The sequence below is a fragment of the Micromonospora sp. WMMB482 genome (assembly GCF_019038635.1).
In the GTDB taxonomy this organism is placed as follows: domain Bacteria; phylum Actinomycetota; class Actinomycetes; order Mycobacteriales; family Micromonosporaceae; genus Micromonospora; species Micromonospora marina.
The window spans coordinates 1137727-1152816 of record NZ_JAHOPD010000020.1; the positions used below are offsets into that span (position 1 = coordinate 1137727).

The following is a 15090-nucleotide window of genomic DNA, read 5'->3' on the forward strand; positions in this document are numbered from 1 at the left end:
CCCTCTGACCAGCTAATCTGTACGTATATACGAGGGCTGCTCATCCGAACGGACAGGGTGCAGGCCGCACGGTCATCGACAGACGGGAGACAGCGCGGTGCGTGGATGCGCCGAGGCGACGGTCACCCGCGTCAAGGAAGCCGGCGGCGACGCCTTCCTCGCCACGAAGGCCACGCTGCCGCACATGCTGGAGCGCGGCAAGGGCGTCATGATCAACGTGTCGTCGGCGTCCGGCGTGGTCGCCAGCGAGGTCGGCGCGGAGTACACCAGCGCCAAGCACGGCGTGATCGGGCTCGCCGAGCAGATCGCCTACGACTACGGCCACCAGGGCATCCGCGCGGTCGGCATCGGCCCCGGCGTGATCAAGACCGCCGCCTTCGAGGGCGCGGAGATCACCAGCGACTTCCCGTTCTACGACCTGACCATGCAGGCGCCCGCCGCCGGTACGGCGAGCCGCACGAGATCGCCCGCGCGGTCTGCTTCCTCGCCAGCGACGACGCTTCCTTCATCCACGGCCACACCATCCCGGTCGACGGTGGTTCGCCGATCAGGTGAGGCACACGGGTGTCGTCCGGGCCCGGTTCCCGGTCGCGGAAGCCGGGTGGCGTCTCACTCGAACGCCGTCCGGCACGCGAGCCACGGCGAACTCTCCTGGCTACGCGCTATCCGTCGAAGCTGGACAACGTCCTGAAGGACTAGCGTGTCGCCGTGAAGGATATGGATGCGATGGGTGAACTCGTCGTATCCACCGGGTGGCAGTTCCCTTCGGACCCATGCCGACCACTGATAAGCCGGGTCTGCCAAGGCTTCGACGGCCCGGACTATCTCGTTCCTCAAGTCGGGAAATCGGACCTCACTCATGGCTGGCTCCACGGCGACCGGCCTTCGCCCTTCGATGAGAGGGATATGGGCGTTCGCAGGACAGCGAACGCCGACATGGTCGACCTGCCGGCTCGGGAAGGCGAGTTCGGATCGCATCGAGTCGGGCGCGGTCGATCGGCCGCCGCTTGCCCGCGCGGGCAAGCGGCGGGACGGCCTGCCGAAAACAGACCACCCCGCCGCGACAAGCCCTATTTCGTTACTTCATCTGCCTGCGCCCTGAGTCGTTCCGCGTGTTCGTCCCAGTCAGGGCCGAATGAGAGTAGATCCGCCGCCGCCTCGCGCAAGAGCTGAGGATCGTCCGGCCTCTGGAGACAAGCAAGACGGTATGCCAAGTTGCGAGCCCATGGGGCCAGCGCCATCCAGTCGTCCTCGAGCACCTTTCGCAACATCGCCATTATCTCGTCACTCGTCGCAAAGGTCACCCGCTCGATGTACTCGCGCGCCGCGACAGGCATACGCTGACCATCGGCATCATCAGTAGCCTGGATCAGGTTTTCGGCAACGCCGATCAGATCGGGAACCGCCATCTCTTCCCTCACCAACTATTGTTCCAGTAAGTAGCTACCCGGAAGGCGCCGTCCGGCGATTGGGACACCCGGTAGCCAATCTTGGCCCCGCCTACGTCGACATTCCGCTGCAGGGGCCCCGCGAAACCTGGCGACCCCGCCCTCGGCACAGCACCGCCCTCCGACTTGAACTTGTAAACGTCCCCGACGATGGCGGACGGCACCGATCACCGCCGCGAGCAGACGGCGGGCATGACGTTGACGCATGCGTTGTCCTCCATGCGGAGCGCGCGAAAAGGGCGTGACGAATCCCGGCACGTGACGTGCCGTTCGTACTGCCGCGAAGAAGAATCCGCGCACGCGCATGCGTGTGCCGACACCGCGACCAAGCTCTGTGATCGAGTCGGTTCAGCGCCCCCCGTGGGTGCCGGTAGGAATCTAATCACCTTCGATGTCTTCGAGCAATAACTGCCGTCGATCAATTTTGACGCGGTGCGACCCTCTCACCACCATGGGTGAAGGGGTTTCAGCCGAGCCGGGCGACCGCGTCGCGCAGCCGGACCAGATCGCGCCGGCGCCGCTCGTAGGTGGCGGCCAGCCCGATCAGCAGCAGCCCGCCGAGGCCCAGGAAGATCCAGCGGGGCAGCAGGTCCCAGCCCCGGGCCAGCTCGTGCAGCGCCAGCGGCACCAGCGTGGCCGCGCCCAGCACCACCGGCGCCTGCCAGCGCCGGGCCGCCCCGCCGAGCACCACGGCGAGCGCCGCCGCGCCGAGCGCCAGCCGCCGCCACGGCTGCGGCTCACCGGAGACCAGCACCGACACGAGACTCGGCAGGAACGCCGCGGCGAGACCCGGGCCGAGCGCCGGCCAACTGGTCAGCCCGGACCGGCGCCGCAGCGCCAGCAGCCCGGCGCCCAGGGCGAGCGCCGCCGCCGGCAGCGTGTACGCCTCCAGCACCACCACCCCGCCCGCCGCGAGCAGCAACCAGCCGCCGACCAGCTCGCTGCCCGCGGCCACCCCGGCCAGCACGCGACGCCCGGCCGGCGACTCGTTCCGGCGCGGCACCCGGACCGCGACGGCCACGCCCCACAGCACGCAGACCGCCGCCGCGTACCGCAGCGAGCCGCCGGTGAGCAGCAGCGCGAGCAGCGCCACCGCCTGCGCCGCCGCCTCCAGCGCCCACCGGGATCCGGCGGGCCGTGCGACGCGCAGCAGCGGCGCCGCGTGCAGCGTCACCGCCGCGACGGCCAGGGCGGCGAACGCCGCGGTACGCAGCGGCAGCCCCGCCGCCAGCGACGCGGTGACCGCGAACCCGGTGGCAGCCGCGACCGCGCCCGGCCACCCCGCGATCCGGACCGCCGCCGCCCGCCCGGCCGCCCCGGTGACGGCACCGGCCACCACCAGCGCGCCGAGCGCGGCGAGCGTCCCCGCCCGGGTGGCGAGCAGGCCACCGAACCCCGGTACGGCCAGCACCGCCCCCAGCGGCACGAGTACCGCCGGGCGCGCACCGGTGAGCGCGGCGACCAGCAGCGCGGCCAGCCCGACGCCGAACGCGACAGCCGGCCCCACCGGCCACGGAGCACCGGCCGCCGTCGCCAGCACCGGCAGCGCGACCGCGCCGAACGGCAGTGCGGCGAGCCACCACGCGACGCGGCGATCCGTCGCGGCGTACGCTCCGGCGGCGGCGCCCAGGAGCAGCAGCACCAGCCCGGCGCGGGCCGTCGCGGCGGAGGCTTCCCCGGCAGCCGGCACCCCGGACCACGGCTGCACCGGCAGGTCCACGAGCACCGTCAGCACCACCGGCGCGACTGCGAGCAGCGCCAGGACGGCCAGCGCGGCACCTACTGCGCGCAGCGCGACCGCCGGCCGGGAGCCGGCCCCGGCGGCGAGCGCCAGCAGCACCCCCACCGCGGCGTACAGCGCCACCGGTTCCCCGCCCGGCGCGACGAGCGGCCCGAGACCGACACCGGCGAGCGCCAGGGCGAGCCCCGTCGAGGCGTACCCGCTCAGGTCGGTCCACAGACGACGGACGGCGAGGACGGCGACGACCGGCACCACGACGGCGGTGGTCGCGCCGCGCAGCTGCCACCAGGCCGGCGCGCCGAGGCCGAACAGCGCGACCCCCACGCCCGCCGGGACGGCGAGCAGCGCCACCGCGAGCGCAACGCCGCCGACGACCGGCTGCGCGCCCTGTCCACGGCGGCCCAGCGTGGCGAGCGCCGCACCGAGCACCGCGGTGACGGCGAGCACGGCGACGGCACCGGCCGGGGCGGCGCAGCCGACCAGCAGCGCGTGCCCGAGCAGCACCGCCCCGGCCGACGCGGCGACCGGCACGACGAGCTGTCCCCCGCGCCGCCGGGCCACCGCCGCCAGCAGCAGCGCGGCGGCCGTCGCGAGGTCCACGACCAGCACCAGCGGCCACGGCGTGGCCGTCACGGCCGGCGCCGCGAGGGCGACCAGCCCGGCCGCCGACACAGCGGTGAGCGGCCGGACGGCCCGGGGCGTCAGCAGCGCGACCGCCCCGGCGGTCAGCAGCAGAGCCACCGGGAGCTGCCAGCCCCAGGACGGAACCGGCACGTCCCGGCCGCCCTGCCAGGCCGGGAACCCGGCACTCGCGGTGGCCGCGCCGACCAGGCCGGTGAGCACGATCGCGACCTGACCCAGCGCGGCGGCCACGGCGAGCGCGCCCACGAGCGGACCGGTCCGGACCGGCGCCGGCAGCGCCCGGACCGCACCGGCGAGCGCCGCCACCACCAGGCCGGCGGCGAGCAGCAGCAGACCGGGGCGCAGCTCGCCGACCGGCCGGACCAGCGCGACCGCGAGCACCGGCACCAGCAGCCCGGCGGCCGTCGCGCGCCAGAGGCGGCCACCGGCGGCGAGCGCGCCGGCGACCAGCGCCAGCGTCACCACCAGCAGCGGGCCGCCGGCCAGCAGCGGCGTGCCCGCCGCGCGGCCGAGCGCCAGCGGCACCAGCGCGCAGGCGGCCGCCAGGACCAGCGCCACGCCGTGCCCGGTCCAGCCCAGCACCTGCCCGGCCACCAGCGCCGCGCGCGTGCCGGAGGTACGGCGGCGCAACGCGACCACCACCGCGAGGTCGCCGAGCGCCACGACGGTCAGCACCAGCGCCCAGCCGGTGGCAGTGGGCCGGAACGCGGCGGCGGCCAGCGGCAGCACCGGCTGCGCGAGCAGCCACGCCGCGAACCAGGGTGCGGTGAGGCGGCTGACCAGGCCGTACCCGGCCGCCACCGCGGCACCGATCGCCGTCACCAGCGCCGCGTACCGGCTGCCGGGCAGGCCGCTCACCCCGGCCAGGTCCACCGACCAGGCGGCGTACCCGTCCAGGACCACCAGGAGCAGCGCCACCGAGGCGAGCGTCTCGGCGGTGCCGCGCAGGCCGCGAGCCCGGGCGACGAGCGGCGCGACCAGGGCCAGTGCGGTGACGGCGAACAGGATCAGCGCCCGGCCGGCCACCCCGAACGTGGCCCACGCGACGGCGGTGAACACCACGGCGGCGGTGCCGAGCAGCAGTCCGCCGAGGACGAACAGCAGACCCTGGACCGCGCGGGTGGAGGCCTCCGCGCCGCCGGGGCGTACCGCGGGGGTGGGTGGAACCGGAACCGGGCGCGGCGGCGTCGGCGCCGGGAGCGGCGCGGGACCGGCGGCGCGCGGCGCGGGGATCTCCTGTCGGATCCGGGCGGCCAGCGCCGCCCGGCGCTGCCGGGCCGTGACCAGGTGGCCGGACAGATCCTGGTACGCGAGCCGCGCCGCCTCGACGCGCGGTACCAGCCCGGTGATCTCCCGGTCCAGCCGGACCACCTCGGCGGCGGGCGGGTAGGGCGGACGGCCGCAGGCGCGGCATCCGGCGACGAGGTCGGCCGGGGCGCCGCAGCCGGGGCAGGGGTAGCCGGTGTTCTCCACCCCGCCAGCTTCGTCAGCGGCGGGGCGGACGGACAGAGTAGGAGTACCTAGGGCCGGGTCTGCTCGTGTACCCAGGCGGTGTAGCCGGGGTTGCCGCTGTCCTCCCGGCTGACCAGGATCTCCGGCACCTCGTACGGGTGGTTGGCGCGGAGCTGGTCGACGAGGGCGTCCACCCGGTCCGGCGCGGTCTTGAACCGCACCTGCCACTCGGCGGTGGTCTGGATCGCCGACTGCCACCAGTAGGTGCTGTCCACCGGGCCACCGACCTGGGCGCAGGCCGCGAGCCGACCGGCGACGGCCGCGGCCGCCAGCACGTCCGCGACCCCGCGGGCGTCCACCACAGTCGTCACCACGCAGATCTGGTCCACCAGCGCACCCTACGCGGCGGACCTGAAGCCGCGCTGAACACGCGCGGCGATTCGCTCAGACGTCGTCGGCCGCGCCGTTGCGGTTGGCCGCGATCCAGGTGTCGATGCGGGCCCACCAGTCGAACAACCAGTCGATGCGTTCCTGCTCGCCGGCCGGGATCTCCTCCGGCGGCACCGACCAGAACCGCATCGCGATCCGCTTGTCCATCGGCAGCTCGCGCCACACGTCAGAGACGGTGAGCATCTGGTCCAGGCCGGTGTGCGCCACGAAGATCACCCCGGCGTCCGGCGCGGCGTCGAGCGCGGCGAGCAGCCCGCCCGGCTGCGGGGCGAGCACGTGCCGCATCCGCTCGGCGCGCCGCGCCATCCGTTCCAGCCCGAGCGACCGCAGCCGGTCGATCGCGCGCAGCCGCCGCAACGGGGTGAAGTTGCCGCCCTCCGGGAAGATCACGAAGGCGTCGTCGTCGTCCAGGCCGGTGGCCAGGTGCCCGATCTGCCGCACCACCGACCCACGGCCGTCCGGCCCGGCCGCGATGAACCGGTTGGGCAACCGGTTGAGCAGCACGTCGATGGCCGGATCCCACTGGAGCGTCTCCTTGAGCACGATCCGGGGTTCCCGCTTGAACCAGTTCACCAGCGCGTGGATCAGGATGAACGAGTCGCCGGGCCCGGCGTGCCGGCAGACCACGAGTTCGGGACGGCCCGGCAGGGCGGTGTCCGGGTCGGTGCCGACCACGTCGATGCTCAGCCGCAGCGTCCACCGGGCCTGCCAGAACATGATCCGCAGGAACCAGCCGGCCAGGACGTAGTGGGCCCGCTGGAAGGCCGGCGCGCGCTTGTACGCGCCGAAGCCCGAGGCGAGCCAGAGCAGGAACAGGGCGAGCAGCGCGGCGGCGTCCCAGACCAGGTAGACGGCGCCGATCCAGAGCAGCCGCAGCGGACGCAGCCGTCCCGGCACCAGCGGGGACGCGGCGAGCGCCAGCAGCGCCCAGGCCGGCAGCGTGGTCACCACGAAGAAGGCCAGCAGCACCATTCCAGGGGCGAGCACCAGCCGGCGTAGCCAGCGGGGCGGCAGCGGCATTCAGCGCTCCAGCGCGGTGTCCAGATATCGGCGGGAGGCAGTGTACGCCCGGCTGATCCGCCGTCCCACCGCCGCCGTGTCCCGGTACGCCCACGGGCTGTCGTCACGCGGCTCCAGCCCGCCGGTGGGCAGCACGTGCACCTCGACGTCCTCGGGCAGTGCCGCCATCTCCCGGGCGAACCGGTGCCGGCGCGCGATCTCGAACGCCACCTGGGCGATCTCCCAGGGGCGGCGCGGCGGGCTCAGCTCGCGTTCGATCCGGCCCACCTGGAGCACGAAGATCTGCTTCGCGCCGAGCAGCACCGCCTCGCCGACCGGGATCGAGTTGACCACCCCGCCGTCGATGTAGTGCTGGCCGTCGATCCGGGCCGGCGGCAGCAGCCCCGGCACCGAGGCGGAGGCGAGCACCGCCGGCACCAGCGGTCCGGTGTGGAACCAGTGCTCGGCGGCGCGCTCGATGTTCGCGGCGCAGCAGCGGAACGGCACGGCCAGGTCGGCGAACGTGGTGTCCTCGCCCAGCGCGCTCTCCAGCAGGCGGTACAGCGGACGGGGCGAGTGCAGGTGGGTACGGGCGGCGAACCGGCGCAGCTGCCGGGCGACCGAGTCGCCGTACACCTCGCTGGCCTCGGGTGAGGCCCAGAGCCGGACCAGCCGGTCGGTGACCGCCTCGGTCGGGTCGGCGGCGACCAGGGCGCCGTTGACCGCGCCGATCGACGTGCCCAGCACCATGTCGGGTGTGATCCGGGCGCGGAACAGGGCACGCAGCATGCCCACCTCGACCGCGCCGAGCACTCCCCCGCCGCCGAGCACGAACGCCACCGGACCCGCTGCCATGCCGTTCATCCTGGCACGCGGCCGACACCCGGCCCGGTGGCCGCCCCGACCGGATCCTGACCCGGCGCGGTCGTCAACGGGACGACTGTTGACAGGTCAGACACATTCCCGCAACCTGATAGCGCTCCCGAGCGCAGGCAGGTGCGAGCTGATGGCGACACTCCAGGCCGGCCGTCTGCTGGCTCGGCGATACCGGCTCATCGACCGGATCGGTGCCGGTGGCATGTCGGTGATCTGGCGTGCCCGCGACGAGGTGCTCGACCGGGTGGTGGCGGTGAAGGTGCTCGCCCCCTCGCTCGCCGCCGACGCGCGGTTCCGCGACATGGTGCGCGAGGAGGCCCGTTCGGCCGCCCAGCTCGACCATCCGCACGTCACCGCCGTGCACGACTACGGCGAGACGGTGGCCCCGGACGGCTCCATCACCTCGTTCGTGGTGATGGAACTGCTCAGCGGCGAGGAACTGGAACACCTGCTGACCCAGGGGCCGCTGCCGTGGCCGGAGGCGGTGGAGACCGGCGCGCAGGTGGCCGAGGCGCTGGCCGCGGCACATCGGCTCGGCATCGTGCACCGCGACGTGACCCCGGCCAACGTGATGATGACCGGCACCGGTGCGAAGGTGCTCGACTTCGGCATCGCCACCCGGGTCGGCGCGCCGGACGACGACGAGGACGGCGGGACGTTCGGCACCCCGGCGTACGTGGCCCCGGAACGGCTCGACGGCGCGCCCGCCCAGCCGGCCACCGACGTGTACTCGCTCGGCGTGCTGCTGTTCGAGACGCTGACCGGGCAGCCGCCGTACCCGGCGGAGACCTGGGAGCAACTGAGCGCCGCGCTGGCGGACTGCCCGGAGCCCGCACTGGACGACGTACCGGGACTACCCGGACCGGTAGCGGACATCTGCCTGCGCTGCCTGGCCCGCGACCCGCGCCGCCGGCCCACCGCGCACCGGGTGGCCGCCGTGCTGCGCGACCAGCTGCTGCCCGCCGACCCGCAGGCGGCGACCATGCTGGCGCCGACCATGACGCTGCCCGCGCTGACCTCTCCGCCCCCGGCCGACCCGGCTCCGCCGGCCGGCCCGGCGGCGAACCCGGCGGCGAACCCGGAGGCGAACCCGGAGGCGGCGCAGACCACTGCTGCCGCGCCGCCCCGGCGCCGGATCCTCACGCTGGCGGCCGCCGGCGTGACGGTGGTCGCCGCGGCGGCGCTGCTGGCGCCCGCGCTGACGCCGGACCGGCCGGCCGGTCCCCGGGTGCTGCCGACCGCCGGGCCGGCGCAGCCGTCGCCCGCCGAACCACCGGTGACCGGGGAGCCGGCCACCACGCCACCCGCCGGGCCGGTGACTCCGCCGCCGACCGGCGGCGCCCGCCCGCCGGCCGCCGGTCAGGCCGACGCCGCCGAACGGGTGGACGGGCTGATCGACGCCGGGCTGACCGAGGGCCAGATCCGCGAGGACGTCGGGGTGGACCTGCGCAACCTGCTGCGCAACGCGGTCGCCGCGAGCGGTGAGGGCGAGGTGACGGCCGCCGTGGACCGGCTCCGCGGCAAGATCGACGAGCGTCGCCGCGAGGGCAGCATCAGCCCCGGGTACGCGCAGCGGCTCGACGCCGCCGCGGCGGAACTCGTGGCCGGGCAGACCTGACGGCTCATCCGGCGACGGCCGGCGCGACCGCCCGGGGCGCCGGTGTGGACGGCCGCGCGGCCAGGAAGCCCCGGTACACGGCCTCGTAGTCGGCGGCCATCCGCTCCACCGAGAAGTTCTCCGCCACGTGCGCCACGCAGTCCGCCGGGTCCAGGTCCGCCGCCGCCCGCAACGCCGCCGGCAGCTCGCCCGGGTGGTCGCAGACGAAACCGGTGACCCCGTCGCGGACCAGCTCCGGCACCGCGCCCCGGCCCAGCGCCACCACCGGCGTACCCGTCGCCATCGCCTCCACCATCACCATGCCGAACGGCTCCGCCCACTGGATCGGCATGATCAGGCAGCGGGCGTCCAGCAGCAGCCGCAGCACTGTCGCCCGGTCGGCGTTCACCACGGGGGTCACGTCGTCGCCGAGCAGCGGTCGGACCACCTGCTCCAGGTAGTGGCGCTCGGCCGGCTCGTTGCACTTGCCCGCGAGCGTGAGCGGCAGCCCGGCCGCCCGGCAGGCCGCGATCGCCACGTCCGGGCCCTTGTCCGGGCTGAACCGGGCCAGCCAGAGCACCGGGCCCGCACCCGGGATGCGCTTGCGCGGGATGTCCCGCAGCGGCATCGCGTTGTGCACCGTGCCGGTCCAGGGCAGCCCCGGGTTCGCGCGGCGCTGGGCGTGGGAGATCGCGACCAGCCCCACCCCCCGGTCGGTGTTGCCGAGCACCGTGCCGTACTCACCGACCGGGTTGCCGTGCACGGTGGCCACCGTGGGCACCCGGCGGCGACCGGCCACCAACGGGCCGATCGTGGTGTGGTCGTGGATCAGGTCGAAGCCGGCCGGGTCGACCAGGCGGTCCACGTGGGCCAGGTGCGCCAGTTCGGGCAGCGACTCGCTCATCCGCTCGTACTGGAGGTCGTCACAGGTGGAGACGAAGTCGGCGGCGGTGCCGTGCTCGGTCCCGGCGCCGAACAACGTGACGCGGTGCCCCCGGTCGACGAGCGCGTCGACGAGGCCCGCCACCACTGTCTCCAGCCCGCCGTAGCCGGGCGGTGGCACCGACAGCCACGGAGGCACCACCATGGCGATCCGCAGCGGCCCGGCCCGGGCACGCTCCGGCGACTGCTGGTTCACGGCCACGAGTCCTCCCCGTCGATCCCCGGCGTACCCCCGCGCGCGGGTTCCCGGCCCGGCCTGCGGTAAACGACGGCCGGTCAGCCGGACACCACGACCCCGACGTGTACCTCCCGTACGCCGGGCAGCGCCCAGGCGGCCCGTTCCGCGTCCTCCCGCTGCCACCAGGCGCTCACAACGCCGTCGAGCACCACCGTGTCGCCGTCGACCCGGGCGTCGATCCGCTCGGTTCCGGTGCGTCGCAGCAGCAGGCGGCGCAGGTCGAGCCGCTTCTGCTCGTCACTCGGCGGGGTCGGGGGCCGCACCTCGACGAGGTTCGTCACCCCGCGTACGCCGCGCAGCCGGCGCAGTTCCCGCTCGGCGGTACGGCGCTGGAAGCCGAACTCGACCTCGCCCCGGAGCATCACCCAGCCGTCGGCGACAGTCACGTCCAGCCGCTCGGCGGGCACGAAGCTGTCCCACTCCAGCGCCCGGCTCGCCGCGATCGCGATGTCGGCGTCGGTACGCCGGTCCGTGGCGGGCAGGTCGACGGCCAGGTCACTGGCGACCGCCCGGACGCCGCGTACCCGGTGGGCGCAGCGCTCGACGGCCCACCGCCGGGCGTAGCTGTCCACCTGGCCGGTGAGCGTGACGACGCCCCGCGAGACCGTCACGCCGACCTCGCTGGCGCGGGTCTGCGCGTCCCAGTCCAGTTCGGCGAGGACGTCGCGCTGGATCTCCGGGTCGGTACGCACGGCGGACGTGGTGGTCATGAACCCGAGCCTGCCGCCGGTGCGGGTGACGCGGGCTCACCCGCACCGGGTGAGAAACGAGGAGGGGCGGCGGGTGACGGAGCCAACCCCCTTGGCTCCGTCACCCGCCGCCCAGGAGGGAGGCAGGTCCTCGGGACTATGACGTCTCGGCGAGCGTCACGGTTGCGTTCTCGGTGGATCCGTTCCGCTTGTACTGCACCTCGACCCGGTCACCGACCTTGCCGGCCTGCACGGCGCCGACCAGGTCGTTCGAGTCGTTGATCACCTTGTCGCCGAACTTGGTGATCACGTCGCCGCGCTGGAGTCCGGCCTTCTCGGCGGGGCTGCCGGGCGTGACGGCGGCGACGAGCGCGCCGCCGTCCTCGGCGCCGTTCACGCTCACCCCGAGCGAGGGGTGGCTGATCTTCTCGCCGCGCTGGAGCTTCCCGGCCACGTCCTTGGCCTTGTTGCTCGGGATGGCGAAGCCGACGCCGATGTTTCCGGCGCTGCCCTGCCCGGCGGTCGCGATGGCGGTGTTGATGCCGATCACCTCGCCGCGGGTGTTGACGAGCGCGCCGCCGGAGTTGCCCGGGTTGATCGGTGCGTCGGTCTGGAGCAGGCCGGAGATCGAGCTGGCGCCCTGCTGCGGGTTCTGCTGGCCGCTGCCCGCCTGGATGGTGCGGTCCCGGGCGCTGAGGATGCCGGCGGTGACCGAACCCTGGAGGCCGAGGGGGCTGCCCAGGGCGAGCACCTGGTCACCGACCTGCATGGCGTCGCTGTCGCCGAACTTCGCCGCCTTGAGGTCGCTGACGCCGCTGGCCTGGACGACGGCGAGGTCGGTCTTCGGGTCGGTCCCGACGATCCTGGCCGACGCGCTCTTGCCGTCGGCGAAGACCACCCGGACGGTGTCGCCGCCGGCGCCGGCGACCACGTGGTTGTTGGTCAGCACGAACCCGTCGGCACTGAGGATCACCCCGGATCCCTCACCGCTGCCCGTCATGATCGTGACGATGCTGTCCTGGACGGATGCCGCGATCTTGGGCAGGTCCGCGCTGTTGATCACCGGGGCGGCCGAGTAGGTGCGGGTGGGACCGTCCCCGTCGAGCGCGAGGGCGAGCGCGCCACCTGCGACGCCGGAGCCGAACATCAGCGCCAGTGCCAGCGCGCCCGCGCCGACGAACTTCCCGGCCCGGCTGGGGCGCGGCGGCTGCTGCGGGCCCCACTGCGGCATCGGCTGCCCGGGCTGGTACGACTGGTAGCCCTGCTGCGTCTGGTACGGCTGCGCCTGGTACGACGGCACCGGTCCACCGTGCCGCGTTGCGCCGTGCTGCGTGGACGGGTATCCGGTGGCGGCCGGCTGGTTCCAGCCGCCCTGCTGGTGCTGCTGCTGCCCGTACCAGGGGTGGAGTTGCTGCGGCTGCCCCGAGGCCGGGTACGGCGGCGTCGCCGGCTGCGGCGGGTACGGCCCGGTGGGCGCGGTGTTCCCGGCGCTCTCCGCCGGGTGCGTGTTCCCGGCGGGCGTGCTGGTTCCGGCGGCCGGGGAGTCGGCCGGAACCGACGCCGCGGCCGGGGTGCTGGAGGAGTCCGACGTCCCGCTCTCGACGCGGGGCAGCTCGGCGGTGTGGTGCGACGGCTCGGCGTCGGCGGGGGCCGGCGACCGCTGCGGATCGGTCTCGTGGTCGGTCATGTCACCAGCTTTCCCCGTCGCACTGTCACCAGCCTGGAATCGGCCTGGAAGTTTTCTGAACGTCACTCGCCCGGCTCGAGCGCCTCGGGCAACAGCGGCAGCCTCACCCGGAACGTCGCCCCGCCACCCGGTGTCTCAGCCACCTCGACGCTGCCGTGGTGCGCGGCGACGAGCGCGGCCACGATGGCCAGGCCGAGGCCGGTGCTGATCGGCCCACCGGCTCGGCGGGTACGCGCGGCGTCCACCCGGTAGAACCGCTCGAAGACCCGCTCGGCCTGCTCCGGCGTGAGCCCGGGGCCGGTGTCCGCCACCTCCACCACGGCGATGTTGCCCGCCTCCGCCCGCAGCCGCAGCGTCACCGCCGCGTCCGGCGGGGTGTGGGTGAGCGCGTTCGTCATCAGGTTGCCGATCACCTGGCGCAGCCGGGCGTCGTCGCCGAGCACGACCAGCGGGCCGGCGTCCGGCTGCCGCTCCAGCTCGATCCGCCGGTCCGGGTCGACCACCCGGGCCGCCTCGACCGCGTCCGACGCCAGCACCGGCAGCTCGACCGGGCTCAACGCGATCGGCCGCTCCCGGTCCATCCGTGCCAGCAGCAGCAGATCCTCCACGAGCAGCCCCATCCGGGACGCCTCGTCCTCGATGCGGCGCAGCAGGTCGGCGGTCTGCTCCGGCGCCCGCACCGCGCCCTGCCGGTACAGCTCGGCGAAGCCCCGGATGGTGGTCAGCGGCGTGCGCAGCTCGTGCGAGGCGTCGGCGATGAACTGCCGCATCCGCTCCTCGGACCGGCGGGCCCGCGCCTCCGACGCCTGCGCGTACGCGGCGGCGTCCCGGGCGCCCATCTCGGCGTTGCGCGCCGCCGCCTCGGAGGCGGCCCGCGCGGTGAACGCGGCCTCGATCTGCGCGAGCATGGCGTTCAGCGCCCGGGACAGGCGGCCCAGCTCCGAGGTGGGGCACGGCCGCCCCATCTCCGGGTCGGGCACCCGCCGGGTCAGGTCACCGCCGGCGATGGCCGCCGCCGTACGCTCGATCTCCACGAGCGGCTTCAGGCTGGTACGGACGATCCCGGCGCCCACCGACGCCAGCGAGATCAGCACCGCGCCGCCGACCAGCAGGTCGATCCAGACCAGCTGCCGGACGGCGGAGTCGACGCCGGTGAGGTGCTGGCCGAACGCGATGATCCGCCCGTCGGGTAGATCGGCGTAGAGCATCCGCCACCGGCTCCGGCCGTCCTCGGAGCGCACGGTGAACGGGTCGCCGACCCGCTCCCGGTAGCCGGCGTAGTCGGCGGGGAACCGGGGCAGTTCCTCGTTACGCAGGCCCTCATAGGCCGCCGGCGGTCCCTCCGGCGGCTGGCCGGGCGCCACCATGGACGCCACGTAGTCCGACGGGATGGTGACCTTGATCGGCCCGTCTGCCCGGTCGAGCGTGTTGGCCACCGTGAGCGCGCCGCCGCGGAGCTGGTCGTCGGCCTGCCCGATCAGATAGTTGCGCAGCAGGAACGCCGTCAGGCCGCTGATCACCACCAGCGCCGCGGCCACGAGCGCGAGGACCGCGGCGACCAGCTTCAGCCGGAGCGGGACGCTGCGCAGCCTGCCCTTCGCGTCGTGGACGACGTTCACGCCGCCGGCTTGCGGAGCACGTAACCCACTCCCCGGAGCGTGTGGATCAGCCGGGGCTGGGTGTTGTCGACCTTGCGCCGCAGGTAGGAGATGTAGGACTCGACGATGTTGTCGTCACCGCGGAAGTCGTAGTTCCAGACGTGGTCGAGGATCTGCGCCTTGCTGAGCACCCGGTTGGCGTTGAGCATCAGGTAGCGCAGCAGCTTGAACTCGGTCGGCGACAGCTGCACCCGCTGCCCGGCCCGGTGCACCTCGTGGGTCTCCTCGTCCAGCTCCAGGTCGGCGAAGGTGAGGCGGGACGGAACCTGCTCGCCGGTCGCGGTACGCCGCAGCACGGCCCGGATCCGGGCGGTCAGCTCCTCCAGGCTGAACGGCTTGGTGACGTAGTCGTCGCCGCCCAGGGTGAGCCCGCGGATCTTGTCGTCGGTGGCGTCGCGCGCGGTCAGGAACACCACCGGGGTACGCGTACCGCCCTCGCGCAGCATCCGGATGACCTCGAAGCCGTCCAGGTCGGGCAGCATCACGTCGAGCACCACCAGGTCGGGCCGGTGGTCCTTGGCGGCGTTCAGGGCGGCGCTGCCGCTGGTCGCGGTGGCCACGTCGAAGCCCGCGAAGCGCAGGCTCGCGGAGAGCAGTTCGAGGATGTTGGGATCATCCTCGACGACGAGAAGCCGGGCCTCGGTCTGGGTAGCCGCCATGGCACCCATCAT

The 15090-nt window shown here is 74.3% G+C and carries 12 protein-coding genes and 1 pseudogene; 3 read left to right on the plus strand and 10 right to left on the minus strand.

Going from position 1 to position 15090, the window contains the following annotated elements; translation table 11 throughout:
* Positions 1-208: 208 nt before the first annotated feature.
* Together KSK32_RS33210 and KSK32_RS33215 are read left to right on the plus strand one after the other, a co-directional pair.
* Positions 209-331: pseudogene (locus tag KSK32_RS33210) on the plus strand (SDR family NAD(P)-dependent oxidoreductase); the annotation flags it as partial.
* A 131-nt stretch (positions 332-462) separates the two neighbouring features.
* On the plus strand, positions 463-555 hold the full coding sequence (locus KSK32_RS33215) for an SDR family oxidoreductase (protein ID WP_289256637.1): 93 nt from the start codon (positions 463-465) through the stop codon (positions 553-555).
* 515 nt (positions 556-1070) lie between these two features.
* Here KSK32_RS33215 and KSK32_RS06180 read toward each other — a convergent pair.
* The 5 genes from KSK32_RS06180 to KSK32_RS06200 all read right to left on the minus strand — a co-directional run bounded on the left by KSK32_RS06180 (position 1071) and on the right by KSK32_RS06200 (position 7587).
* Positions 1071-1421 (minus strand): hypothetical protein, encoded by a 351-nt coding sequence (locus KSK32_RS06180; protein ID WP_289256114.1) that lies wholly within the window; start codon positions 1419-1421, stop codon positions 1071-1073.
* Between the two features lie 493 nt (positions 1422-1914).
* Positions 1915-5304: an SCO7613 C-terminal domain-containing membrane protein gene (locus tag KSK32_RS34345; RefSeq protein WP_216929378.1), complete on the minus strand. Its 3390-nt coding sequence runs from the start codon at positions 5302-5304 to the stop codon at positions 1915-1917.
* A 47-nt stretch (positions 5305-5351) separates the two neighbouring features.
* Positions 5352-5672, minus strand: a complete 321-nt coding sequence (cutA, locus tag KSK32_RS06190; RefSeq protein WP_013288324.1) for a divalent-cation tolerance protein CutA — start codon at positions 5670-5672, stop codon at positions 5352-5354.
* A 55-nt stretch (positions 5673-5727) separates the two neighbouring features.
* Positions 5728-6753 (minus strand): 1-acyl-sn-glycerol-3-phosphate acyltransferase, encoded by a 1026-nt coding sequence (locus KSK32_RS06195; RefSeq protein WP_216929386.1) that lies wholly within the window; start codon positions 6751-6753, stop codon positions 5728-5730.
* Positions 6754-7587 carry a patatin-like phospholipase family protein gene (locus tag KSK32_RS06200; protein ID WP_216929388.1) on the minus strand — a complete coding sequence of 278 codons (834 nt, stop codon included), beginning with the start codon at positions 7585-7587 and terminating at the stop codon, positions 6754-6756. It abuts the gene before it with no gap.
* Positions 7588-7738: 151 nt separating this feature from the next.
* Here KSK32_RS06200 and KSK32_RS06205 point away from each other — a divergent pair, with 151 nt between their 5' ends.
* Positions 7739-9226, plus strand: coding sequence for a serine/threonine-protein kinase (locus KSK32_RS06205; protein WP_216929390.1), 1488 nt, complete (start codon positions 7739-7741; stop codon positions 9224-9226).
* A gap of 4 nt (positions 9227-9230) precedes the next feature.
* Here KSK32_RS06205 and KSK32_RS06210 read toward each other — a convergent pair whose 3' ends face one another.
* From KSK32_RS06210 to KSK32_RS06230, 5 genes are all read right to left on the minus strand, one after another.
* Positions 9231-10343 (minus strand): glycosyltransferase family 4 protein, encoded by a 1113-nt coding sequence (locus KSK32_RS06210; protein ID WP_374226742.1) that lies wholly within the window; start codon positions 10341-10343, stop codon positions 9231-9233.
* A gap of 80 nt (positions 10344-10423) precedes the next feature.
* Positions 10424-11095: a BON domain-containing protein gene (locus tag KSK32_RS06215; protein ID WP_216929393.1), complete on the minus strand. Its 672-nt coding sequence runs from the start codon at positions 11093-11095 to the stop codon at positions 10424-10426.
* A 136-nt stretch (positions 11096-11231) separates the two neighbouring features.
* Complete coding sequence (locus KSK32_RS06220) at positions 11232-12761, minus strand: S1C family serine protease (protein WP_216929395.1); 1530 nt, start codon at positions 12759-12761, stop codon at positions 11232-11234.
* Between the two features lie 62 nt (positions 12762-12823).
* The gene (locus tag KSK32_RS06225; protein ID WP_216929397.1) at positions 12824-14380 is read right to left on the minus strand and encodes a cell wall metabolism sensor histidine kinase WalK; all 1557 of its coding nucleotides are present in this window, start codon (positions 14378-14380) and stop codon (positions 12824-12826) included.
* Positions 14377-15078, minus strand: coding sequence for a response regulator transcription factor (locus tag KSK32_RS06230; RefSeq protein ID WP_116508402.1), 702 nt, complete (start codon positions 15076-15078; stop codon positions 14377-14379). Before KSK32_RS06230 ends, KSK32_RS06225 begins: the two co-directional genes overlap by 4 nt.
* Positions 15079-15090: the final 12 nt, after the last annotated feature.

What these genes read in the sequence shown, in the direction of transcription:
- KSK32_RS06195 (WP_216929386.1), bottom strand. Translation starts at nt 6,753, where the DNA reads ATGCCGCTGCCGCCCCGCTGGCTACGCCGGCTGGTGCTCGCCCCTGGA.
- KSK32_RS06200 (WP_216929388.1), bottom strand. Translation starts at nt 7,587, where the DNA reads ATGGCAGCGGGTCCGGTGGCGTTCGTGCTCGGCGGCGGGGGAGTGCTC.
- KSK32_RS06205 (WP_216929390.1), top strand. Translation starts at nt 7,739, where the DNA reads ATGGCGACACTCCAGGCCGGCCGTCTGCTGGCTCGGCGATACCGGCTC.
- KSK32_RS06215 (WP_216929393.1), bottom strand. Translation starts at nt 11,095, where the DNA reads ATGACCACCACGTCCGCCGTGCGTACCGACCCGGAGATCCAGCGCGAC.
- KSK32_RS06220 (WP_216929395.1), bottom strand. Translation starts at nt 12,761, where the DNA reads ATGACCGACCACGAGACCGATCCGCAGCGGTCGCCGGCCCCCGCCGAC.
- KSK32_RS06230 (WP_116508402.1), bottom strand. Translation starts at nt 15,078, where the DNA reads ATGGCGGCTACCCAGACCGAGGCCCGGCTTCTCGTCGTCGAGGATGAT.